This is a genomic window from Bradyrhizobium jicamae (genome assembly GCF_001440395.1).
GTDB classification, from domain to species: Bacteria; Pseudomonadota; Alphaproteobacteria; order Rhizobiales; family Xanthobacteraceae; genus Bradyrhizobium; species Bradyrhizobium jicamae.
Window position 1 is genome coordinate 40155 of record NZ_LLXZ01000039.1, and the last position, 23028, is coordinate 63182.

Annotated in this window: 23 protein-coding genes and 1 tRNA gene; 8 read left to right on the plus strand and 16 right to left on the minus strand. The window is 63.0% G+C overall.

Annotated elements, in window-relative coordinates; genetic code table 11:
- Positions 1 to 14 precede the first annotated feature (14 nt).
- A complete protein-coding gene (locus CQ12_RS06480; protein WP_057834515.1) occupies positions 15 to 584 on the minus strand; it encodes a L,D-transpeptidase family protein in 570 nt (189 codons plus the stop codon).
- A gap of 270 nt (positions 585 to 854) precedes the next feature.
- Between CQ12_RS06480 and CQ12_RS06485 the strand changes: the two genes are divergently transcribed.
- Both CQ12_RS06485 and CQ12_RS06490 read left to right on the plus strand, forming a co-directional pair.
- Positions 855 to 1541 carry a response regulator transcription factor gene (locus CQ12_RS06485; protein WP_028348340.1) on the plus strand — a complete coding sequence of 229 codons (687 nt, stop codon included), beginning with the start codon at positions 855 to 857 and terminating at the stop codon, positions 1539 to 1541.
- A 53-nt stretch (positions 1542 to 1594) separates the two neighbouring features.
- Positions 1595 to 2035: a cyclic nucleotide-binding domain-containing protein gene (locus CQ12_RS06490; protein WP_057834516.1), complete on the plus strand. Its 441-nt coding sequence runs from the start codon at positions 1595 to 1597 to the stop codon at positions 2033 to 2035.
- A 3-nt stretch (positions 2036 to 2038) separates the two neighbouring features.
- Here CQ12_RS06490 and CQ12_RS06495 read toward each other — a convergent pair whose 3' ends face one another.
- From CQ12_RS06495 to CQ12_RS06515, 5 genes are all read right to left on the minus strand, one after another.
- A complete protein-coding gene (locus tag CQ12_RS06495) occupies positions 2039 to 2854 on the minus strand; it encodes an exodeoxyribonuclease III (RefSeq protein WP_057834517.1) in 816 nt (271 codons plus the stop codon).
- 246 nt (positions 2855 to 3100) lie between these two features.
- The gene (locus tag CQ12_RS06500) at positions 3101 to 3910 is read right to left on the minus strand and encodes an outer membrane lipoprotein carrier protein LolA (RefSeq protein WP_083519154.1); all 810 of its coding nucleotides are present in this window, start codon (positions 3908 to 3910) and stop codon (positions 3101 to 3103) included.
- 125 nt (positions 3911 to 4035) lie between these two features.
- On the minus strand, positions 4036 to 6486 hold the full coding sequence (locus CQ12_RS06505; RefSeq protein ID WP_057834518.1) for a DNA translocase FtsK: 2451 nt from the start codon (positions 6484 to 6486) through the stop codon (positions 4036 to 4038).
- Positions 6487 to 6498: 12 nt separating this feature from the next.
- Positions 6499 to 7725, minus strand: a complete 1227-nt coding sequence (locus tag CQ12_RS06510) for an aminotransferase class I/II-fold pyridoxal phosphate-dependent enzyme (protein ID WP_057834519.1) — start codon at positions 7723 to 7725, stop codon at positions 6499 to 6501.
- Between the two features lie 191 nt (positions 7726 to 7916).
- On the minus strand, positions 7917 to 8321 hold the full coding sequence (locus tag CQ12_RS06515) for a GFA family protein (RefSeq protein ID WP_057834520.1): 405 nt from the start codon (positions 8319 to 8321) through the stop codon (positions 7917 to 7919).
- A 189-nt stretch (positions 8322 to 8510) separates the two neighbouring features.
- On the opposite strand from CQ12_RS06515, the gene CQ12_RS06520 reads away from it, so the two are divergent.
- Positions 8511 to 9020 carry a DUF4240 domain-containing protein gene (locus CQ12_RS06520; protein ID WP_057834521.1) on the plus strand — a complete coding sequence of 170 codons (510 nt, stop codon included), beginning with the start codon at positions 8511 to 8513 and terminating at the stop codon, positions 9018 to 9020.
- Between the two features lie 155 nt (positions 9021 to 9175).
- On the opposite strand, the gene CQ12_RS06525 is transcribed toward CQ12_RS06520, so the two are convergent.
- The 4 genes from CQ12_RS06525 to CQ12_RS06540 form a co-directional block, all read right to left on the minus strand.
- Positions 9176 to 10621 (minus strand): ammonium transporter, encoded by a 1446-nt coding sequence (locus CQ12_RS06525; protein ID WP_057834522.1) that lies wholly within the window; start codon positions 10619 to 10621, stop codon positions 9176 to 9178.
- Positions 10622 to 10658: 37 nt separating this feature from the next.
- Positions 10659 to 10997, minus strand: a complete 339-nt coding sequence (locus tag CQ12_RS06530) for a P-II family nitrogen regulator (RefSeq protein WP_008142813.1) — start codon at positions 10995 to 10997, stop codon at positions 10659 to 10661.
- 306 nt (positions 10998 to 11303) lie between these two features.
- A complete protein-coding gene (locus tag CQ12_RS06535) occupies positions 11304 to 12611 on the minus strand; it encodes an ammonium transporter (protein ID WP_057834523.1) in 1308 nt (435 codons plus the stop codon).
- A 90-nt stretch (positions 12612 to 12701) separates the two neighbouring features.
- Positions 12702 to 13040 carry a P-II family nitrogen regulator gene (locus tag CQ12_RS06540; RefSeq protein WP_028348351.1) on the minus strand — a complete coding sequence of 113 codons (339 nt, stop codon included), beginning with the start codon at positions 13038 to 13040 and terminating at the stop codon, positions 12702 to 12704.
- 247 nt (positions 13041 to 13287) lie between these two features.
- Between CQ12_RS06540 and CQ12_RS06545 the strand changes: the two genes are divergently transcribed.
- Positions 13288 to 14175, plus strand: coding sequence for a DUF4339 domain-containing protein (locus CQ12_RS06545; protein ID WP_057834524.1), 888 nt, complete (start codon positions 13288 to 13290; stop codon positions 14173 to 14175).
- A 162-nt stretch (positions 14176 to 14337) separates the two neighbouring features.
- Here the strand turns inward: CQ12_RS06545 and tesB are convergent, their stop codons facing one another.
- A complete protein-coding gene (gene tesB, locus CQ12_RS06550; protein ID WP_057834525.1) occupies positions 14338 to 15198 on the minus strand; it encodes an acyl-CoA thioesterase II in 861 nt (286 codons plus the stop codon).
- A 217-nt stretch (positions 15199 to 15415) separates the two neighbouring features.
- Here tesB and CQ12_RS06555 point away from each other — a divergent pair, with 217 nt between their 5' ends.
- Positions 15416 to 16636 (plus strand): ubiquinone biosynthesis hydroxylase, encoded by a 1221-nt coding sequence (locus CQ12_RS06555; RefSeq protein WP_057834526.1) that lies wholly within the window; start codon positions 15416 to 15418, stop codon positions 16634 to 16636.
- Positions 16637 to 16750: 114 nt separating this feature from the next.
- On the opposite strand, the gene CQ12_RS06560 is transcribed toward CQ12_RS06555, so the two are convergent.
- On the minus strand, positions 16751 to 16948 hold the full coding sequence (locus CQ12_RS06560) for a Trm112 family protein (protein WP_057834527.1): 198 nt from the start codon (positions 16946 to 16948) through the stop codon (positions 16751 to 16753).
- 49 nt (positions 16949 to 16997) lie between these two features.
- Positions 16998 to 17534, minus strand: a complete 537-nt coding sequence (locus CQ12_RS06565) for a TetR/AcrR family transcriptional regulator (protein WP_057834528.1) — start codon at positions 17532 to 17534, stop codon at positions 16998 to 17000.
- 81 nt (positions 17535 to 17615) lie between these two features.
- On the opposite strand from CQ12_RS06565, the gene CQ12_RS06570 reads away from it, so the two are divergent.
- Positions 17616 to 17966 carry a hypothetical protein gene (locus tag CQ12_RS06570; RefSeq protein ID WP_057834529.1) on the plus strand — a complete coding sequence of 117 codons (351 nt, stop codon included), beginning with the start codon at positions 17616 to 17618 and terminating at the stop codon, positions 17964 to 17966.
- 149 nt (positions 17967 to 18115) lie between these two features.
- On the opposite strand, the gene CQ12_RS46070 is transcribed toward CQ12_RS06570, so the two are convergent.
- Positions 18116 to 18370, minus strand: a complete 255-nt coding sequence (locus tag CQ12_RS46070) for a hypothetical protein (protein ID WP_245309769.1) — start codon at positions 18368 to 18370, stop codon at positions 18116 to 18118.
- Positions 18371 to 18379: 9 nt separating this feature from the next.
- Here CQ12_RS46070 and CQ12_RS06575 point away from each other — a divergent pair, with 9 nt between their 5' ends.
- Entirely contained in the window at positions 18380 to 20698 is a 2319-nt protein-coding gene (locus CQ12_RS06575; RefSeq protein WP_347337416.1) for a bifunctional diguanylate cyclase/phosphodiesterase, read from the plus strand.
- Positions 20699 to 20712: 14 nt separating this feature from the next.
- Here CQ12_RS06575 and CQ12_RS06580 read toward each other — a convergent pair whose 3' ends face one another.
- Both CQ12_RS06580 and trxA read right to left on the minus strand, forming a co-directional pair.
- Positions 20713 to 21387, minus strand: coding sequence for an LON peptidase substrate-binding domain-containing protein (locus CQ12_RS06580; RefSeq protein WP_057834531.1), 675 nt, complete (start codon positions 21385 to 21387; stop codon positions 20713 to 20715).
- A 73-nt stretch (positions 21388 to 21460) separates the two neighbouring features.
- Complete coding sequence (gene trxA / locus CQ12_RS06585; protein ID WP_057834532.1) at positions 21461 to 22384, minus strand: thioredoxin; 924 nt, start codon at positions 22382 to 22384, stop codon at positions 21461 to 21463.
- Positions 22385 to 22888: 504 nt separating this feature from the next.
- Here trxA and CQ12_RS06590 point away from each other — a divergent pair.
- Positions 22889 to 22963: transfer RNA gene (locus CQ12_RS06590), tRNA-Gly, on the plus strand.
- The last annotated feature ends 65 nt before the right edge of the window (positions 22964 to 23028 follow it).

Genomic DNA, 23028 nt, shown 5'->3' on the forward strand with positions numbered 1-23028 from the left:
CCTTTGACTCCCCATCAGCCGATCATGATTTTCGTCTGCGGGCCCAGGCGCCGCAACAGCCGCAGCATGGCGGATTTCGTCATCGAGACGCATCCAGCTGTCGGCGAGAAATTGGTCCGCGCCAGATGCAGGAACACGGCGCTGCCGCGACCGGCAATGCGCGGCGCGCTGTTGTGATCGATCTCGACGATGAAGTCGTAGAGATGGTCCTCGCGCGTCAGCCGGTCGCCGGGCTGATCCCGGACCAGGCGGATCGGCTGGTTGTAATGGCGGTCGCGCGGGTCCTCGCACCAGGCGTCTTCGGGCCGGATGGGCCGGGCCGGCAGATGGGTCCGGGGTCGGATATGGCGGTCGGCGCGCCACCACAATTGCAGCGGGTAATACGTGCCCCGCGGGGTGCCGCCATCGCCCTCCCGCTTGTTGGCGAGGATGCCGCCGCGGCCAAGTGCCACCGGCACCGTCCAGCCGTCCGCGGTCAGCCAGCCCCGGCGGGGGTCGCCGGCGGCCTGCCGCACCCGGATCGCCGCCAGCGGCCGATCACGCGTGGCTGTCTTATAAGTGATTGAAATCGGAGCGGTTTCCATACCAATGCCCAATGCCGGGGATTGCCTGCCCGGCCGTTACTATTCTAATTGACGCCATTACAGGACATTCATCCAGACGCGCCTCAAATTTGGGATAGACTGTGATCGGCTTGAGAATCTGTAACAATCTCTTACCTCACTACAAATCAGTGCCCTGATGGCCCGGCTTGCTAGCGAAATTTGCCCGCGAATCAGGTTTGTCATCGACCAAGACCCGGCTTGAGACGCTCCCGCTTGTGTCCGCCGCCTGCCTCAAGAGGATCGTATCCTATGCCCAATGCCCGCAAGATCCTGATCGTGGATGACGACACTGATCTGCGCGACACGCTGGTCGAGCAACTATCGTTGCACGAGGAGTTCGAAGCCTCCGCCGTCGATACCGGCGCCAAGGGCGCCAGCGCCGCCAAGGCCAACTCCCCCGATCTGGTGCTGATGGATGTCGGCCTGCCGGATACCGACGGACGTGAGGTCGTACGCAGCCTCCGCAAGGGCGGTTTCAAGGCGCCGATCATCATGCTCACCGGCCACGACACTGATTCCGACACCATTCTGGGCCTCGAATCCGGCGCCAATGACTACGTCGCGAAGCCGTTCCGGTTCGCCGTCCTGCTCGCCCGGATCAGGGCGCAGCTCCGCCAGCACGAGGCCAGCGAAGACGCGGTGTTCTCCGTCGGCCCCTACAGCTTCCGCCCCGGCTCCAAGATGCTGACCGCCGCCAATGCCAGAAAGGTGCGGCTGACGGAGAAGGAAACCGCGATCCTGCGCTTCCTGTATCGTGCCGGCCAGTTGCCGGTTTCGCGCGAGACGCTGCTGCAGGAAGTCTGGGGCTACAATTCGGGCGTCACCACGCACACGCTGGAAACCCATATCTATCGGCTGCGGCAGAAGATCGAGAAGGATGCAGCCAACCCGGAAATCCTGGTGACGGAAGCCGGTGGCTACAAGCTGGTGCCGTGATACGATTTCGCAGCCACGATACGTAATTTTCCGCGGATCCCGGTCACCGGTCCATGTCGATCGAAGATGATGTAGCCCTGCTTGAGCGGGTCCCGACATTGCGCCTGTTGGGGACGGCGGCGCTGCGCATGCTGGCGATCGGCTCGGAGCAGCGCGATTTCTCGCCCGGCGATTATCTGTTCAATGCCGGTGACGATGCGGATGCCGGCTATATCGTTCAGCGCGGCTCGTTTCGCGTCGAGGATGGCGGCGCGGAAGTCGTAGCCGGACCCGGCTCCCTGATCGGCGAACTGGCGCTGATCGTCGCGATGAAACGACCGTCGAGCGCGGTCGCGCTCGATCATTCCTCGGTCATCCGCGTGGCGCGCAGCCTGTTTCAGCGCGTGCTCGAAAGCGATCCTGCCGCCGCGCGCCGCCTGCGCGACGAACTCGCCACTCGCACGAGCCAGCTCGCCAGCGATATTTTGATGGCCGGCGCCAAGCTGAGTATTTGATCGCTACACATCCAGCGTCACCGTCACCGGCACGTGGTCGGACGGGCGCTCCCAGCCGCGGGCGTCGCGGGTGATCCTGAAATCGCTGACACCGTCCTTCAGTGCGCGCGAGACCCAGATGTGGTCGAGCCGACGGCCGCGGTCGCCGACCGTCCAGTCGGCCGCGCGGTAGCTCCACCACGTGTAGACCTTTTCCGACAGTGGAATCCGCTCGCGCGCGACGTCGAACCATTCGCCATGGGCCTGGGCAGCCAGCAGCTTTTCGCATTCGATCGGCGTGTGCGAGACCACCTTCAGAAGCTGCTTGTGCGACCACACGTCGTTCTCGTGCGGCGCCACGTTGAGGTCGCCGACCAGGATATGCCGGTCGTCGCCGCGTGGATGCAGCGGCTCGCACGCCTTCATCTCGTCGAGAAATTTCAGCTTGTGATCGAACTTCGGATTGAGCGCGGGATCGGGAATGTCGCCGCCGGCCGGAACGTAGAAATTGTGCAGCACCACCGGCTTCGCAAGCTGCGCCTTTTCGCCGAACGATACCGAGATGTGGCGTGAATCGATCTTGTCGCAGAAGGTTCGAATATCAGTGTTGTCGAACGGCAGCTTCGAGACGATGGCGACGCCGTGATAGCCTTTCTGCCCGTTCAGCGCGACGTGCTCATAGCCGAGACGCTTGAACCGTTTCAGCGGAAACGCGTCGTCGATGCATTTGGTTTCCTGCAGGCACAGCACGTCCGGCCGCGCCGTCTTGAGGAATTTGGCGACGATGTCGATGCGCAGCCGCACCGAATTGATATTCCACGTTGTCAGGGAGAAACGCATGAGGGCCGTGTCTTAGCACGGCTGGCGATGACGGCACGCCATTTGTCCACAGTGGATTGCATCGCTTCACCCGCCCCTTGAGGGGGCGGGTCGGCTCGCATGGAGCACAGCGGAATGCGAGACGGGGTGGGGTGATCTCTCCACTCGGGCACTGTCGGATGGGGAAAGACCGTCACCCCACCTCGGTTCGCATGACATGCGAACCGATCCTCCCCTCAAGGGGAGGATGAAGAGCAATCCGAGCACTCAGTTCGCCGGCGTGATGTAGTTGGTGAAGTCGATCTTGAACAGGCCGGGATCGACCTTCTTGGACGAGTCGAGATTATAGACCGCAACCGTGGTGTCGTAGCCCTGCGGGTCGGTCACCGTCCATTGCTTGAGCTGGCCGTCCTTGGTGCCGACCATCAGCATCAGCCGGCTGGTGCCGATCAAGGCCTGCTTCTCCTCGATGGTGACGCTGATGAAGACGTCATCGGCCGTGACGCTGACGACATTGGTGTCCTTCAACAGGTCGATCCTGTCAGACAGCAGGAAACGCAGCGGCGTCTGCGACAGCGGATAGATGTCCTGGGTCGCAAGCTTGCGGTCACGCACCGCCAGCGACGAGCCGTCGGCGACAATCGCGATCGGGCTCGGGTCGTCATATTCGAAGCGCACCTTGCCCGGCTTCTGGATGTAGAAATCGCCCTTGGTCTTGCTGCCGTCGGGTCCGACCTGGACAAAATTTCCGACCAGCGTCTGCAGCGAGGATAGATAGGAACTCACCCGGGCAGCCTGCGCCTTCTGGTTGGCATCGAAGGTGGCAAAAACGTTGGCCGGGACATTGCGGTTCGGGTTCGGAATCACCGGGTTTGGCGGCGCCTGCTGGGTGGCACCGGTGGTCATCGGAACCTTGTCCTGCGCGCTCATCTGCACGCCGCCCTCGCGGGCCTTGGGCGCGGGCTTCGGAACCGGCACATTCTGTGAGAGCGCCGGCGTCGCGAAGCCCGCGAGGGAAGTGGCGATCAGAAGGGCCAGTCCGGAGCGCAGCCCGCGATGGGTAGATTGTTCTGTCATCAGGTATTCGGATCTCTATTCGACGAGGCGTCCCGCTGGGGGCCAGTTTATCGTGCTTTCGACCAAAGGAGATATCGTTTTTCCGTGAAAATCGTTGCGCCGAAGCCCCGTTCCGCGCCGATTCCCTAGAATCCGCCCTCTTCCTCCTCGACCAGAATTTCGCGCTTGCCGGCGTGATTCGCCTGTCCGACGATACCTTCCTGTTCCATCCGTTCCATCAGCGAGGCGGCACGATTGTAGCCGATTTGCAGCCGGCGCTGAATGTAGGAAGTCGAGGCCTTGCGGTCGCGCTTGACGATCGCCACCGCCTGCGCGAACAGGTCGCCGCCGCCATCGGCGCCCATGCCGGTGGAATCGAATACGGCGCCGTCTTCCTCGGTCGGTTCCTCCGCGGTAACCGCTTCCAGATATTCGGGCGCGCCTTGCGTCTTGAGGTGACGCACGACCTTCTCGACTTCCTCGTCGGAGGCAAAGGGACCGTGCACACGGCTGATGCGGCCGCCGCCAGCCATATAGAGCATGTCGCCCTGACCGAGCAGTTGCTCGGCGCCCATCTCGCCGAGAATGGTGCGGCTGTCGATCTTCGACGTGACCTGGAAGGCGATGCGGGTCGGGAAGTTCGCCTTGATGGTACCGGTGATGACGTCCACCGACGGACGCTGCGTGGCGAGGATGACGTGGAGACCCGCGGCGCGCGCCATCTGTGCCAGACGCTGCACCGCGCCTTCGATGTCCTTGCCGGCCACCATCATCAGGTCGGCCATTTCGTCGACGATGATGACGATATAGGGCAGCGGTTCGAGCTCGAGTTTTTCTTCCTCGTAGATCGCCTTGCCGGTTTCCTTGTCGAAGCCGGTGTGCACCGTGCGCGTCAGCTCCTCGCCCTTGCCCTTGGCTTCGACGAGGCGCTGGTTGTAACCGTCGATGTTGCGCACACCGAGCTTGGCCATCTTCTTGTAGCGCTCTTCCATCTCGCGCACGGCCCATTTCAGCGCGACCACCGCCTTCTTCGGATCGGTCACGACCGGCGTCAGCAGATGCGGGATGCCGTCATAGACGGAGAGTTCGAGCATCTTGGGATCGACCATGATCAGCCGGCACTGATCCGGCCGCAGGCGGTAGACCAGGCTGAGGATCATGGTGTTGATAGCGACCGATTTGCCGGAGCCGGTGGTACCGGCGATCAGCATATGCGGCGTGCGGGCGAGATCGATGATGATGGATTCGCCGCCGATATTCTTGCCAAGGCAGAGCGGAAGTTTCGCGTGCGACTCGTCCTTCGTGGTGAGCAATTCGCGAAGATAAACCTTTTCGCGATGCACGTTCGGCAGTTCGATGCCGATGGCGTTGCGGCCGGCGACCACCGCGACGCGGGCCGAGAGCGCACTCATCGAGCGGGCGATATCGTCGGCAAGGCCGATGACGCGCGAGGATTTGATGCCGGGCGCCGGCTCGAGTTCGTAAAGCGTCACGACCGGGCCGGGGTTGGCCTTGACGATCTCGCCGCGGACGCCGAAATCGCCGAGCACGCCTTCGAGCGCGCGCGAATTGGCTTCCAGCTCGGCCTTGCTGAGCGGCTGCCGGTCCGAGGCTTTGGGCGCCGTCAGCATCGAGACCGAAGGCAGTTCGAATTTGTCGGATTTGCGCGCTGCCGCGCGCGGTGCGGGCTTCTTGCGCGGCGAGCGAGCGGCGGGAGCTTCTTCTTCCTCCTCCTCCTCGTCTTCCTCTTCTTCCTCGTCCTCTTCTTCCTCGTCCCGCGGAGCCAGTGCCGGCGACGCGCGGCCGCTGAGGCTTGGTTCCTGACGTTCGAACGAGGCCCTGCGAGGCGGTGGCGAGCTCGACACCAGCGATCGGTAGGCCGCGCTCATCAGCCAGCCGAGCCGCGCCTTCAAGCTCATCAGCGCGTGATACACCCATCCGAGCGAGACCGAACTGCGATCGCGCTCTTCTTCGAACGGGGTGTCATCGTCTTCGATCGGCGTCAGCTCTTCATCGCGCGGGCGCGAGCCCCAGCCGCTGGCAAACAGAAAGGCTGTGCACATCGCCGCAAACAGGATGATGCCGAGCACGAGACGATAGGTGAAGCCGGCCGGACCGAATACGACGGCAGGTGCGCGCACCAGCGCATCGCCAACGACGCCGCCAAGACCGGTCGGCAGCGCCCAGCCTCCGCCGTGCGGCCAGCAGCTTGCAAAGCCAGCCGCGATCACGGTGCAGAGAATCCAGCACCCGAGACGCAGCGCTTCGCGGTCGAAGGTGCGATGGGTCAGCATGCGCCAACCCCACACCGCGACCGTGAGGATCAGCATGATCGCGCCGAGACCGAGAATCTGCATCAAGAGATCGGCGCCGATCGCGCCGGGATAGCCGAGAACGTTGCGGATCGGGCGCGACGTCGCATGGCTCAGGCTCGGGTCCTGCACCGACCAGGTCATCAACGCCGCCGCCGCGACGCCGGACAGCGCGATCAGGCAGAGGCCGGAGAGCTCACGCAGGCGCCGCGCCAGCGCCTCGCGGATCGAGACCGGCAGATGGCCGACCAGGGGAATAACACGTTCGATCGCTGGCATGCTCATGGGGCCCTGCGACTAATCCAGAATTTCGACCAGCCGATGCAATGCCTCGGCCGTTGATTCACTATCGGAGACCAGCGCAAGGCGGATGTAGCCCGCGCCGGGATTGAAGCCGTCGTTCTGCAGCCGCGACAGATAACTTCCGGGGATCACACGGACGCCCGCGTCCCGATAAAGTTTCACCGCCGTTGCCTCATCGCCGCCGCGATCGGAGACGTCGAGCCAGACGCAGAAGCCGCCGGCGGGCCGGACATAACCGTAGCGGCTGCCGAGAATCTGGTCGGCGAGATCGAACTTGATGCGGTAGAGCCTGCGGTTCTCTTCGACATGGGTTTCATCGCTATAGGCGGCGACTGCGACGTGCTGCAGCGGCACCGGCACCTGAGGGGCGGCGACATTGCGCAATTCGTGAAAGGCCGCAAGGAATTTTCGGTCGCCGGCGGCAAAGCCGACGCGCATGCCCGGCAGGTTCGAGCGCTTCGACAGCGACTGGAACGCAACGACATTGGTGAAATCGGGCCCGGCGCATTCCAGCGCGCTGCCCGGCGCCTGCCTGGTGTAGATTTCCGAATAGCACTCGTCGCTCAGGATCATGAAACCGTAGCGGTCGGCGAGGCCCTTCAGCCGCGTGAAGTAGTCGCGCGAGGCGACCGAGCCTTGCGGATTGGCGGGCGAGGCGATGAACATCGCAACAGTCCGGGCCAGCGTCGCCTCATCGAGCGAATCGAGATCTGGCAAAAATCCGTTGGCGAGCGTGGTCGGCAGGTAGATCAGTTCGCAACCCGCGGCGCGGGCGCCCGCGCCATAGGCCGGATAAAACGGGTTGGGCATCAGGATCGCCGGCCGGCCCTTGCGCGGGCCGACATAGCGGGCGGCGGTGATTGCAGCGAAAAACAGCCCCTCGCGGCTGCCGTTCAGCACCAGGATTTCGCTCTCGGGGTCGATCGGGCGGGGGAGCTGGAACCGGGTCGAAAGCCAGTTGGCGGCGGCATGTCGAAACGGCTCGATGCCCTTGGCAAGCGGATAGCGGCCGAAATCGGCGATGTGTTTGGCCAGCACCGGCCCGACGAAATCGGGTACCGGGTGCTGCGGCTCGCCCAAGGACAGCGTAATCAATGGCTTGGCTGGCTGATAGGGCGCCAATAGCTCGGTCGTGCGCAAGAACGGCGAGCGTTCGGCCTGACCGGCAGGAATTGCACTGCCAGCGCCCTGCGCCACGCCGGAAGAGGCGGTCATTGCCATGTCTGAAACGCCAGTACTTTCAAAAGCGGTCAAAGGACCTGAGCGAGCCCCGGAAACCCATCAAACCACCATAGATACGGCGAGGTTAAGACGCGATTAACCATCGGTGCCGGCGCCGATTTTACAGCCTTCCCGCTTTTGGACGGCGTTCCGCTTGAGGTCGTCGGAGATAGCCAGGTTACGCTCCGCCGTTACCGCGCCGGCAGCTTCTCGAATGCAGGCATGCCCTCAGGCACGTGATGGAAGGCCTGCTTGTCGCAGGTGTAGATTGCCACCTGCGGATTGAAGAGCTTGGGGTCGTCGAAAGTTCCGACCTTCAGGACTACGGCGGGCAGGCCGGGGACCTTGGTCACCATATGGGTCCCGCAGTCCGGACAGAATTCGCGCGTCACGGCGCGCTCGAGGTCGCTGCGGGTGAACTGCTTCGGCTGACTTGCGGTGTATTTGAAGCCGTTGACCGGCATCGCCACGAACATGTTCGGCCCGCCGCCGGTAATGTACTGGCATTCACGGCAGTGACACTGCGCCGCCATCATCGGCTCGCCCTCGGCCTCGTAGCGCACCTTGCCGCAATAGCATCCGCCTTCGAGTTTCATGACGTCCTCCCGGTTCTGTTGTCCCTATTCCGCCGCCGCGACCCCGCCTTGGCAAATCTTTTTTTGCCCCGGTCGCCCGTTTTGACATCGATCCGACGTTTCCGGGGTTAGGCTGCGGGCTCTACCGAAGGGTGAGACGCAGAAAGATCCAATCAAAGGGCGCAGCGTGCCGCTGAGCAGGAGCATGTGATGGACGAAACCGGTTTCTGGAAAATCGTTCAGGACGCGAACGACACTTCGGGCGGCAACATGGAGCGAAAATGCGGCGTGCTGCGGCAAAAAATCTCGGCCCTGCCTGCGGCGGACGCGATTGAATTCGCGCAACTGTTCGACACCATGATGGGCAAGGCCTACAGCCACACGCTGTGGGGCGCGGCTTACGTCATCAACGGCGGATGCAGCGACGATACTTTCGACGACTTTTGCTCCTCGTTGATTTCCCGGGGGCGTCAGGCATTCGAGCGTGCCTTGTCGAACCCGGATTCGCTCGCCGACGAACCTGACGACGACGAGGATTGGTTCTACGAAGGGTATCAATACGCCGTAACCGACGGCGTCGTGACGGCTGCCGGCGATCGGCCGCAACGGAGAATGCCGGATCAACCCGAGGGGGCCGAGTGGCAGGACGAGGACGAACTGGACGTCCTGTTTCCAAAGCTCAGCGCGAAATACGGCTGGCTCACGGGTAAGACCGCGTGATGGCGTTTGTCTCCTGGCAAAAAGAAAGGGGCCCCAGCTTGCGCTGGAGCCCCTCAACGGTCAGGGCATTGCCGGGTATGTGCCCGAACCGGAGTTGTGGATGCGACCCTCGGGACAACGACTACGTTGTCCCTGGGGATCGCACCCCGGAGAACTTACATGTTGTAGGCGCGCTCGGTGTGCTCGGTGACGTCGAGGCCTTCACGCTCGGTCTCGACGTTGACGCGCAGGCCGACGATCACGTCGACCACCTTGTAGATGATCGCCGAACCGATGCCCGACCACACCAGCGTGGTGCAGACGCCCCAGAGCTGCGCGGTCATCTGGGCGACGAAGTCGTACTCGCCGACCTTGCCGGCGACGTAATCCATCACGCCGGTGCCGCCGAGGGCCGGATTGACCAGGATGCCGGTGCCTAGCGCGCCGACGATGCCGCCGACGCAGTGGACGCCGAACACGTCGAGCGAGTCGTCATAGCCGAGCGAGTTCTTCACCACGGTGCAGAAGAACAGGCAGACGATGCCGACCACGAGACCGAGGACGATCGCTCCCATCGGACCGGCGAAGCCGGCTGCGGGTGTCACCGCCACGAGGCCCGCCACCGCACCCGACAACGCGCCGAGCACGGAAGGATGACCCTTGACGATCCATTCCGCAAACATCCAAGCCATCGCCGCCGCTGCGGTCGCAACGAAGGAGTTGGTCATGGCGAGCGCGGCGCCGCCGGAGGCTTCGAGGTTCGATCCGGCATTGAAGCCGAACCAGCCGACCCAGAGCAGCGAAGCGCCGATCATGGACATGGTCAGCGAGTGCGGGGCCATCAGCTCCTTGCCGTAGCCGACACGCTTGCCGATCAGCAGCGCACCGACGAGACCGGCGATACCGGCATTGATGTGCACCACGGTGCCGCCGGCGAAGTCGATCGCGTCCTTCTTGAAGATCCAGCCGGCGTCGGCTTTGATTTCGGCAAGCTTGGCCTCGGCGGCGGTCTTTGCCGCTGCGTCAGAGCCCGCTGCCGCGATCGCTTTGGCTGCATCCGTGATCGCGTCCGGACCGGGCCAGTACCAGACCATGTGCGCGATCGGCAGATAGATCAGCGTGACCCAGAGCGGCACGAACAAGGCAACCGCCGCAAACTTCATGCGTTCGGCGAAGGCGCCGACGATGAGGGCGGGGGTGATCGCCGCAAACGTCATCTGGAAGCAGACATAGATCAGTTCGGAGATGTTGGCGTCGACGCTGAAGGTCGCCGCCTTTGAATCCGTCGTGACGCCCATCAGGAAGGCTTTCGAGAAGCCGCCGATGAAGTCGGAACCGCCGGTGAAGGCGAGGCTGTAGCCATAGAGAGCCCAGAGCACGACGACGATGCAGACGGTGTAGAAAACCTGCATCAGCACCGAGAGCATGTTCTTGGAACGGACAAGACCGCCATAGAACAGCGCCAGGCCCGGGATGGTCATCAACAGCACCAGCACTGTCGACGTCAGCATCCAGGCATTGTCGCCCTTGTTGACGGTCGGTTCGGCGTAGGCCGCGGTCGCGGCGAGCATGCCGACTGCGAGGGCCGCCAGTCCCGCGCTATAGGGACGTTTAAACGTCATCGATTTTACTCCTGAATTGTAAGGTTTGAGCGCGAAATCAGAGGGCCGCGGCATCCGCCTCGCCGGTGCGGATGCGAACCGCATGGTCGAGGTTGATGACGAAGATCTTGCCGTCGCCGATCTGTCCGGTTTTGGCGGCTGACGTGATGGCGTCGATGGTCTTGTCGACCTGGTCAGAGGCGACGGCGACCTCGATCTTGATCTTTGGCAGGAAGCTCACGGCATATTCGGCGCCGCGATAGATTTCCGTGTGGCCCTTCTGACGGCCATAACCTTTGACTTCCGTCACCGTGAGGCCGTGAACGCCGATGGCGGTCAGGGCGTCGCGGACTTCTTCCAGTTTGAATGGCTTGATGATCGCCATAACAATTTTCATGGGTCTTGGTCCCCGCTTGGGCCCGGCTCGGAGGGACCGGGCGTTCTCGACTGAGATCACCTCGCGGAGATGTTCACTACGCGGGCACAGCCGGGACCCTTAGAATCAAATGCCGTGCCAGATCGAGACCGCTGCCTAACGGATTATGAATCCGGCTCTTTTCGTATTCTGGGGGGATTGCCCCTTCCTGCGCCATTCCGTCGCGCCCAAAGCGTAATCACGCATGCCCAAAACGTGGGCACGCGCTGACTGGCGACACAATCCTGCTTAGCGGCAGGGCAAGAAAACGGTAACGGGATGGGCAGCCTATTGCAGCGCTTCGCCATGCTGCGAGATGTCGAGCCCCTCCAGCTCCTGCTGCAGCGAGACCCGCAGCGGTGCAAACACGCCCACCAGTTTCAGCAGCACGAAGGTGATGCCGCCGGACCAGACCAGGGTGGCCAGGATCCCGTAGAACTGGGTCAGGACCTGTTGCGGATTGCCCTCGATCAGGCCGGCGGTGCCGCCGATCGCATTCACCGCAAAGACGCCGGCAAGCAGCGTGCCGGTCATTCCGCCGACGCCGTGGACGCCGAACACGTCGAGCGAGTCGTCATATTTGAGGCGCTGCTTGAGCCAGGTACAGGCCCAGAAGCAGAGCGTTCCCGCGACGACGCCGATCACGACGCCGTGCCATGGCGCCACGAAGCCGGAGGCCGGCGTGATGGTGCCAAGGCCCGCCACCGCCCCCGAGATCATGCCGAGCACCGACGGCTTGCGCCGCGTCGCCCATTCGATCGCGGCCCAGGTCAGCGCGCCGGCGCAGGCGGCCAGATGCGTCGCGGTGATCGCCATGACCGCGCGCGAATTTGCCGCCAGCGCCGATCCGCCATTGAAGCCGAACCAGCCGACCCACAGCAATCCGGTGCCGATCACGGCAAGCGACAGGTCGAACGGCGCGAGGTTCTCGCTGCCATAGCCATGACGCCGGCCCAGCACGGTCGCGGCTACCAGTCCGCCGATGCCGGCGGAAAGATGCACGACGAGGCCGCCGGCGAAATCCAGCACGCCCATGGTGGCCAGGAATCCGCCGCCCCAGACCCAGTGCGCGAGCGGCACATAGACGAACATGAACCAGCCGACGGAAAACAGGAGATAGGCCGAAAACCGCATCCGGTCCGCCACAGCGCCCGCCACCAGCGCCACCGTGATGATCGCAAACGTCATCTGGTAGAGCATGAAAAGCGCTTCCGGAATCGTCTTGGCCGCCGGGTTGACGCTCTCCATCGTCATGCCGATCAGGAACCAGCGGTCGAGCGTGCCGATCCAGGCGCCATCGCCGACAAAGGCCAGCGAATAGCCGAACGCCACCCAGAGTATGGAGATCAGCGCAACGGCAGCGAGGCTCTGCGCCATGGTCGCCAGCACGTTCTTCTTGCGCACCATGCCGGAATAGAACAGCGCCAGACCCGGTATCGTCATCATCAGTACGAGCGCGGTGGCGGCGATCATCCACGCCGTGTCGGCGGCGTTGATGGTGGAGGTCTCGGCGAAGGCCGGCGTGGCGAGCGCAAAACTCGCTGCAAGCGCGATGAGCGCAGCAAGGCCTGCTGCACGATGAGATGGTGCCCCCATGGAATCCCCCGCCGTGTTGTCGTGTCGTTGTCGTTTCTTGGCTTCGCGCGTTCGGCGTTGTCGCCGCCGCGCCTTGAATTCAGTGATGCCTCAGAGCGCGTCGCTATCGGTCTCGCCGGTGCGGATTCGGAGCGCGTGGTCGATTGGCGTAACGAAGATCTTGCCGTCGCCGATCTGCCCGGTGCGCGCGTTGGCGGTGATGACCTCGACTGCCTTGTCGGCAACGTCGGAGGCGACCGCGATTTCGATTCGAAGCTTGGGCAGGAAGTTCACGACATATTCGGCGCCGCGATAGATTTCAGTGTGGCCCTTCTGGCGGCCGTAACCCTTGACCTCGGTCACCGTCATGCCGTGGACGCCGATGGCCGTCAGCGCCTGGCGCACCTCGTCAAGCTTGAAAGGTTTGATGATCGCGACGACAAGTTTCATGGTCAGGCCTTCATTTCCATGGATACTTTTTAAGCACGTGGCAGGCCGACCGTCCGGCGGCTCGCTGCCTACACAAATCTGGCATCTTTCTGGGCAAATGGCACAAAAAAGTTGCAGGTAGAAGGGGAAAACATTTCGAGCTGGTGACGTCAATCACTGTACAGGCGGCCGCAACGTCCGCCAAAATAAGGTTTCACTCCCAGCCGCCCGCCGGCTTTCTCCATTTTCCACGGCTCAAGGAAATAAAATGTCGAACCGATCGTGGTTTTATGCCGCCAATGGCCAGCAACAGGGGCCGTATCCGGAGGCCCAGCTTCGCGACCTCATTACCCGGGGGGCTGTTGGCGCGGATACGCTGGTATGGACCGAGGGGATGTCGGGCTGGCAGCGGGCAGGAGAAATCCCAGGCTTGGTACCCGGCGGCTCGGGGCCACCCGCTTATGCGCAGCCCGGCGGCCCGCCCCCGGTCGGAGCCGGAAGCTACGCTGGCGGCGCGCTCTCGATCGACGTCAGCATTTGGGAGCTCCTCTGGCGCAGCATAGTGTTCGTCATCGGCATGGTGCTGGTGATTCCGTCGCCCTGGGTTGCGACCTGGTACTATCGTTGGGTCTTTTCCCGGCTTTACGTGCCGGGCCGGCCGAACCTCGCCTTCACCGGCCAACCCCTCGACATCTGGTATGTCTTCATTGCGATCGGCGTTCTGACTTATGTCGGTTCGGCCGACCTCTACTACCTGCAATACCTCTCGATCCCGATTCAGGCCGTGCTGGCGTGGATGGTCATCCGCTGGATCGCTGCGAACCTGAGCTCCAACGGCCAGCAGCTTCCGATCGCCTTCAACGGCAGCGCACTGGGCTATATCGGCTGGCAGGTGCTGTTGTATGTGTCGTTCATTACCATCGTCGGCTGGGCCTGGGTGGTCACGGCCTGGATGCGCTGGATCTGCCGCAACATCGACGGCACGCGTCGCGAAGTCATCTTCACCGCATCCGGACTGGAAGTGCTGTGGCGAACCCTCGTGTTCGTGATCGCCAGTTTCTTCATCATTCCGATTCCGTGGGTGCTGGGCTGGTACGCACGCTGGTATGCGTCGCAATTCGCGCTCGCCGAACGCGGTACGATGGCGAACGCGTAAGGAAGCGTTGCCGTTGGCGCGGAGTTTGTAGGGTGGGCAATGGCGCGCTTGCGCCATGCCCACCACGCCAGTCGTCGAAAGAATTGGGGGGCACGCTTCCGCCTTCGCACTTCGAGCTACGGCGGACAAGTCGCTTTGCCCACCCTGCGAGTTGCGTGGTCTTTATTTGCGCTGGCGCACCGAGCCTTCCTGGGCGACCGATGCCACCAGCGTCCCATCGGGCTTGAAGATCAGGCCGCGGGTCAATCCGCGGCCGTCTTGCGCGCTCGGCGAGTCCTGCGCGTAGAGCAGCCATTCGTCGGCGCGGAATGGCCGGTGAAACCACATTGCGTGGTCTAGGCTCGCCGGCATCATCCGCTTGTCGAACAGCGTGCGGCCATAGCGCGCCATCACGGCATCCAGCAGCGAGAAATCCGACGCATAGGCCAGCGCGCACAAATGCAGCGCTGGATCGTCGGGCAATTTGGCCGCGGTGCGAATCCAGACATGGATGCGACCGTCGTCGATCTTCTGGCCGAAATAGCGGCCGAGTTCGACCGGGCGCAGCTCGATCGGCCGGTCGGATTCGTAATAGCGGCGGATGAATTCCGGCATCTCGCGGAACATCGGCTGCTTCGCCACTTCCTCCGCGGTGAGTTTTTCCGGCGGCGGCACATCGGGCATCTTGTCCTGATGGTTGAAGGCGCCTTCTTCCTCCGCGTGAAACGACACCATGATGGAGAAGATGGCGTTGCCGTGCTGGATCGCGGTGACGCGCCTCGTCGAATAGCTCTTGCCGTCGCGTAAGCGCTCGACCTGATAGATGATCGGGATCTGGGGATCGCCCGGCAGGATGAAATAGCAATGGATCGAGTGCGGCAGCCGGCCTTCGACGGTGCGGCACGCCGCCACCATGGCCTGCCCGATCACCTGCCCGCCGAACACCCGCTGCCAGCTCGTCTTCGGGCTGTTGCCGCGGAACAGATTCACCTCCAGAGGCTCCAGATCGAGAATGGAAATTAGATCAATCAGGCCTTTGGACATGGGAGCGCTTTCGGTTGGTCATGTGTCATTCCGGGATGGTCCGAAGGACCAGACCCGGAATCTCGAGATTCTCAGGGGCGCAAGGGGCGCCCCGTAGTCCGATACTACGTATCGTCCCGGAATGACGGCTCAGCCTTGTTTTGTGAGCCTGTTTCGCCCAGCTAATATCAGGTAGCAAGCCTCGTCTAACGTGACGACGTAACCGGGTAAGGATCATATGGCGGCACAGCGAAGCATTGTCATTTGCGGCGGCGCCTTTGCCGGGCTGGCGCTGGCGCTGGCGTTCCGCCAGGGCCTCGGTCGGGACGTTCCCGTCATCGTGGCCGATCCCGCTCTGGCCACGCGGCCGAGCCGCGATCCACGGGCAACCGCCATTGTCGCCGCGTGCCGGCGGCTGTTCGAGGCGCTTGGCGTCTGGGGCCAGATCGCGGCCGACTCGCAGCCGATTCTCGATATGGTCGTCACAGATTCCAAGCTGGAAGACGCCACCCGGCCGGTGTTCCTTACCTTTGCCGGCAATGTCGAGCCCGGCGAGCCGTTTGCCCACATGGTCGAAAACCGCCGCCTGATCGATGCGCTGGTCGCGCGCGCCGAGGCGGAAGGCGTCGATCTTCGAGCCACCGCCGTTTCGGCTTACGATTCGCGCTCCGACGGCGTCGCCGTGACGCTCGCCGATGGCAATGTCGTCGAGGCAAGCCTGCTGGTCGCTGCCGATGGCGCGCGCTCGCGGCTGCGTGAGCGCGCCGGCATCGCCACCCATGGCTGGGACTACGATCAATCCGGCATCGTCGTCACCGTCGGCCACGAGCGCGATCATCACGGCCGCGCTGAAGAGCATTTTCTTCCCGCAGGGCCGTTTGCGATCCTGCCGCTGACCGGAAAGCGCTCGTCGCTGGTGTGGACGGAGACCCGCACCGAGGCCGCGCGCATCATCGCGCTCAGCGAAGCCGAATTCCATGACGAACTCGAGAAGCGCTTCGGGCTGCATCTCGGCGAGATCAAGGCGCTCGACCAGCCGCGCGCGTTTCCGCTCGGCTATTTCGTCGCGCGTTCGTTCATCGCCGAGCGGCTGGCGCTGGTCGGCGACGCCGCGCATGTGATTCATCCGATCGCAGGGCAGGGCCTCAACATGGGCCTGAAGGATGTCGCTGCGCTGGCCGAGGTCGTGGTCGATGCAGCCCGGCTCGGCATCGATCCCGGGCAGGCCGACGTACTCGACCGCTACCAGCGCTGGCGTCGCTTCGACACCATGGCGATGGGCCTCGCCACCAACTCGCTGAACTTCCTGTTCTCCAACGAATCGACGCTGCTGCGCACCGTGCGCGACATCGGTCTCGGCCTGGTGGATCGCGCGCCGCCGCTGAAAAGCATTTTCATCAAGCAGGCGGCAGGATTATCCGGCGAGGTGCCCCGGTTGTTGAAGGGCGAGGCGTTGTAGTTTCCGCACCGTCATTGCGAGGAGCGAAGCGACGAAGCAATCCATTTCGCCACAAGCGGCGAAGTGGATTGCTTCGCTTCGCTCGCAATGACGCGGAGGGGCCGGTGTGGCCGATCAATCGATCTTCCGCGCCTCTTCCGGCAGCATGATCGGAATGCCGTCGCGAATGGGATAGGCGAGTTTCGCCGAACGCGAGATCAGTTCCTGTCGGGCTGAATCGAATTCGAGCGGACCCTTGGTCACCGGACAGACCAGGATCTCCAGCAATTTCGGATCGACGGTGCTGTCGAGGCGTTCGGGCAGGGCGTTCATCTATCGTCTCCGGATTGGCGTGGTCCTTAGCATACAAGACCGCTTGATGTCATGACGTTGCCATCCGCACCAGCTCGTCGATGACGGCCTGCTGCCGCGCCTTCGGCAACGGCTGATCCGATAGCGCAAATCCGAGAAACGCCCAATAAAGGATTTGCGCGCGGGTGCGGGCGGCTTCCGCCGACAGGCCCGACTGCGTCAGAAGGCCCTCCACATAGTTCAGCCGCCGGCGGTCGATCGCCTGCACGGCAGCACGCGCGGCGGGCTCGACGCTGGCCCAGCTGCGTACGGCTCTCTCCAGCATCAGCCGTTCGCCGAACACGCGGCGCAGCAGCCGCGCCAGCGGGTTCTCGTCATTCGACGCTGCCTCGACATTAGCGATGATCTGCTCGGCAGCGACCTCGTGCCAGCGCGCGAGGACCGCGGCGTGGAACGCGGCGATATCGGCAAAATGCCAGTAGAAGCTGCCGCGCGACACCCGCAGCGTCTTCGCCAGCGTATCCGCCTTGAGCGCGGTGAAGCCGCGGCTCGCCAGCGCTTTCAGGCCCTGGTCGACCCAGTCCTTTGCAGAGAGTTGATCGCTCATATTCCCGCTACCATACACTACTGTATTGACAGGCGCCAGAACGCGGCGCATAACCATACAGTGCTGTATGGAGGCGTTCCGATGCGCGATCTCATTCTGCAGTGTGCCGGTGTCGCCGGCATAATAGTGGCCCTGATTCACGGGGTTTTGGGAGAAACCAAGGTGTTCGCCAAAGCTACCATCCAGCCGGAGAGCTTGCGGACCCTTATCCGACTGGTCTGGCAGGCGGGCACGGTGGCGTGGATCGGCGGCGGCGTGCTGCTGATTGCCGCGCCGTCGATGGGATCTGAGAGCGCACGGCACTGGATCGTGGTGACGATCGTCGCGGTCTACGCCTTTGCGGCCGCCGCCAATGCCTGGTGGTCGCGCGGCCGCGGTTTCGGCTGGAAAGCGCTCGGCGCCGTCGTTGTGCTGGCGGTCGCGGGCTACTAGCTCACGAGGTCTCGACCATCGTGCGCTGGTAGCCGGAGAGCGCGGCGGGATACGGGCCGCAAATTTTGCCGTGATTTCACGGTGCACGCGCGTCATTTCGCAAATTAGTTTTACGCTGCAATAAGCATGCAGTCGGTCATTGCCGCAAATTAACGTGAAGGAAGCTGGTCAAATATCTCATCGACGGTGTTACCGATGGGATCAACAGCATGTTTCGCGTTCTTAGCTGTCTTACTGCCGAGCACGATTGGCGACTTGTTTTGCTCGCCGGCCTGGTTTGCTTCGTTGCCTGTATCGTTGCCGTCACGATTTTTCATCGCGCCGTCGCGTCGCAAGCCAGGACGCGGCTGATCTGGATTGCGATTGCCGGCGCCGCGATCGGATACGGGATATGGGCGACCCATTTCATCGCCATGCTCGCCTATGAGCCGGGCGTTTCAACCGGGTACGGCATCGCCTTGACCGCATTGTCGCTCGCCGCGGCGATGATACTGACTTCCTGCGGACTTGGTTTTGCTGCCAGCGATCCAGACCGGTGGCGTGCCCCCGTCGGTGGCGCGGTTATCGGCGCCGGCATTGCGAGCATGCACTATCTCGGCATGTGGGCGCTCGAGGTGCCCGGCCACGTGAGCTGGGCGCCGGATCTCGTGCTGGCATCGATCGCTTTCGGCATGTTCTTCGGCTGTGCCGCTCTGGCCATCGCTACGCGCCATATCGACCGGCGGAGAACGCTTGCTGCCGCGCTCCTGCTGACGCTGGCCATCGTCTCGCATCATTTTATCGCGATGGGCGCGGCGTTGATCGTTCCCGATCCGACGCGGACGACCGACACCTTGTCGCTTTCTCCGACCTTCCTCGCGCTGCTGATTGCCGGCGTGGCCTTGTCGGTGCTCGGGATGAGCCTTATCGGGGTGCTGGCGGATCGCCGTCTTGCCAACCGTACCCGCAAATTCGAGGAAATCATCAGCCAGTTGTCGCTCGCCCGGCAAGAGGTCGAAGCATCGCAAAGAGAATTGCAGGAACAGAAGCTCAGGTTGGACACGGCCATCAATCACATGGGCGAGGGCCTTTGCATGTTCGATGCCGAGAAGCGGCTTGTCGTATGCAATGATCGCTATGCCAAAATGTATCGGCTGCCGCCGGAACTGCTGGAGCCGGGAACGCCGCACCACGAAGTCATCGCGCATCGGATTGCGAACGGCATTCTCAAAGGCGAGACCAGCGATAGCGCCGCGAACCGGTTGCTCTCCGCGCTGAATGCGTTGCCGCCCGACGCCGTCGCAAGCAGGGTCGACGAACTCGCCGACGGTCGATTGATCTGCGTTACCCGGCAACCAATGGCAGACGGAGGATGGGTGGCAACTCACCTCGACGTCACCGAGCAGCGACAGTCCGAAGCCAGAATCATTCATATGGCCCAGCATGACGCGCTGACGGACCTGCCCAATCGCGTACGGCTGCGGGTGCGCATGGAGCACGCCCTCGCAATCACCCGAGAGGGAGGATCCGGCCTTGCCGTGTTCATGCTCGATCTCGATCGCTTCAAGGAAGTCAACGATACGCTCGGCCATCCGGCAGGCGACCGGCTCCTGCAAGCCGTCGCCGCGCGGTTGCTCGAATGCATCCGCGATACCGCCCTGATTGCACGGCTGGGCGGCGACGAGTTCGCCGTTATCGACTACGTGACCAACCCCGTCGTCGAAGCCACGGGTCTCGCCGAGAAAATCAGCCACGCGCTTTGCAAACCGTTCGATCTTGGCGATCATCAGGTGACCATCGGCACCAGCATCGGCATTGCCATCGCGCCACGCGACGGCGCCAACCCTGACGAGATCCTCAAGAGTGCGGATCTCGCGCTCTATTCGGCCAAGAGCGGCGGGCGCGGTTCATTCCGCTTCTTCGAGCCCGAGCTGGACCAGCTCATGCATGCCCGGCGCAATATGGAGCGCGACATGCGTGATACGCTTGCCAGGGGTGAATTCGAGCTTCATTACCAGGCGATCATCAATGCCGGAAGTGGCGAACCCTCCGGCTTTGAGGCACTCTTGCGCTGGCATCATCCGCAACGCGGTTTGATCATGCCGGCCGAATTCATCCCGCTGGCGGAAGAGACAGGCTTGATCCTGCCCATCGGAGATTGGGTAATGAGGGCCGCTTGCAGCGAGGCGGCCAAATGGCCCGATGACCTCAAGATCGCGGTAAATCTGTCACCTGCTCAATTCAGGAGCAAGGAGCTGGTTTCGACCATCGTCGGCGCGCTCGCGAACTCGGGCATAGCTGCCCAGAGGCTGGAGCTCGAGGTCACCGAAACGATCACCATGCATGACAGCGAGGCGGTGTTCGCTGCGCTGGATCAGCTGCACGGACTGGGCGTGCGAATTGCCCTCGATGATTTCGGCACCGGCTATTCATCGCTGAGCCTGCTTCAGAAGTTTCCATTCGACAAGATCAAGATCGATCGTAGCTTCGTCAACGCGTTGTCGGGTACAAACGAAGAGTCACGGCTGATCGCACGCGCGGTGGTTCGGTTTGCAACCAGTCTCGGCAAGACGACGACAGCCGAAGGAGTCGAAACCGGGGAACAGCTGGCGATTCTCCGCGCAGAGGCATGCGATGAAATGCAAGGCTATTACTTCAATCGGCCAATATGCGCCGCCGAAGTTCTGAAAATGATGCACCGACACGTCAAATCCCTGAGGCGGCCTAGCGAAGTCAGGGCAGCCGCGTACTGACGGCGGGATTGAGTCTACTGCAACCCGGTGTCGCCGCTGGTGCGCTTCTTGGCGAGGTCCATTTCGGTCACCGCGATCAGGATCTCGGCGCGGGTTTTCAGGTCGGGCGCTTCCAGCATCGCCTGCTTCTCCGCCGGGCCGTAGGGCGACATCATTGCGAGAGCGTTGACCAGCGCCTCGTTCGGCGCGCTCTCGATACCTTCCCAATCCACTTTCAGATTGTTGGCGTTGAGAAAGTCGGTCAGCACGTCGAGCAAGGCCGTGCGGTCGACCGCTTCCTCGCCCTTGCGCGCGACGAAATCGTCGACATAAGGGAAGAAGTCCACCTTGCATTGCCGGTACGCGGTCAGGACCCTGATTTCCTCCACGACCTTGAATCGGGCGACGCCGGTCAATTCGAGGATGTAGCGCCCGTCGCCGGATTCGGCGAGCTGGGTGATGCGGCCGACGCAGCCGACCCGGAAGAGCTCTGGCCTTGCCTCGTCTCTAGAGTGGGAAATATCCGGCTGGATCATCCCGATCAGCCGGTGACCGTCGCGCAGTGCGTCGTCCACCATCGCCAGATAGCGCGGCTCGAAGATATTGAGCGGCATCTGGCCGCGCGGCAGCAACAGCGCGCCCGGCAACGGAAACACCGGAACGATTTCGGGAAGCTCGCCGGGTCCGCGGTATTCGGCATTGATCGGCATCGGCGGTTCCGGTCAGTTTCTTGGTTTGGTGCGTATGCTCTTCACAAACCAGTTTCCACGGATTTGGATCGGTCTACGAGAAAAGAATCGTCGACAGCCGCTTTCGTCCCTCGACGGTCGCTTCGTCGGCGCCGCCCCAGGCCTCGAAGAACTGCACGAGCTGCTTGCGCGCGCCGTCATCGTTCCATTTTCGATCGCGCTTGACGATCTCCAGCAACTGGTTGGTCGCCTCGCTGCGCTTGCCGAGCGCGTTGAGCGCGGTCGCCAGGTCAAATCGCGCCTGATGGTCGAGCGGGTTTGCGGCGACCTTCTGCTCCAGCTCGGTCACCGGGCCGACCGACTGCGCCTGCTCGGCGAGGTCGATCGAGGCCTGCACCGCCTTGACCGCAGCGTCGTTGCGCTTCGATTCCGGAACCATCGCCAGGGTCTGCTTGGCCTGTTCGATCGCGCCCGTCGTCACGTAGCACTTCGCCAATCCCGCCAGCGCCGCGATATTGGTAGCATCAAAGCCCAGCACCTCGGCATAGATCTGGGCTGCTGCGGCCGGATCGCCCTCCGCCAGCACGGCCTCGGCTTCCTGCAGGATTTCCGCAATGTTCGGCTCGCCCGGCGCTGTCATGCCCTTGGTCAGCTTGTCGATGAAGGCGTTGACCTGGCTCTCCGGCACCGCGCCCATGAAGCCATCAGCGGGTTGGCCGTTGACGAACGCGATCACGGCCGGGATCGACTGGATGCCCATCTGGCCCGGAATGGCCGGATGGTGGTCGATATTCATCTTGACCAGCTTGACCTTGCCCTTGGCGGCGCGGACCGCCTTTTCGAGCACGGGCGTGAGCTGTCGGCAGGGGCCGCACCATTCCGCCCAGAAGTCGATCAGCACCGGCTGCCGCTTCGATTCCTCGATGACATCCTTCACGAAGGCCTGGGTGGTCGTCTCCTTGATCAGATCGGGTACTGCCTGCGGTGCCGGGCCGCCGCCCTGCTCAACTATCGTCACGGTATCCTCGCCTGATGTGCTTTGCGGGTGCTGGTCGGAAACAGGGTGGGGTTCTAGCACGTCCCGGAACCAAGTTCTCATCCGCTAGATGGCGGCTTGGCCACAAAATTCAATTGGTCGCAGGGGGGCGTTCCGCCACCCGGCCCGAGCGGAGATCGGGGGCAAAAAACCTCCGCCCGCCCCCGTCATGCGGTGATGGGGGCGGTACTTGAGGCTTGCGCCGGTGTCGATTGGCGTTCGGGACGCGGGCCGCGCCGTTCGGAGCCCTCCTGTTGGCGTTTGGGGCAGAATCGCCCGCAGGCCGATAGTGACCCGATCCTGGTTCCGAATCGCACCCTTTGACCCGGTTGGGCCGATCGGGCGTGGTTTCGAGCTGATTCGAGCACGTTTGTTAATGAAATCGATTAAACAGGCGTCATCAGATTGCGTTCGGACTGTTGCATTCCCGGTCCGCATTTGGCATAGGTCTGCCGCTGACGGCGAGCGATCGCCGCCATCTCGGATGCGGGTGTAGCTCAGTGGTAGAGCACGACCTTGCCAAGGTCGGGGTCGAGGGTTCGAGCCCCTTCGCCCGCTCCAGATTTCTTTGATCGGCAACGCCATGATCCAACGACAGGCCGCCCTTTGGCGGCCTTTCGTTTGCG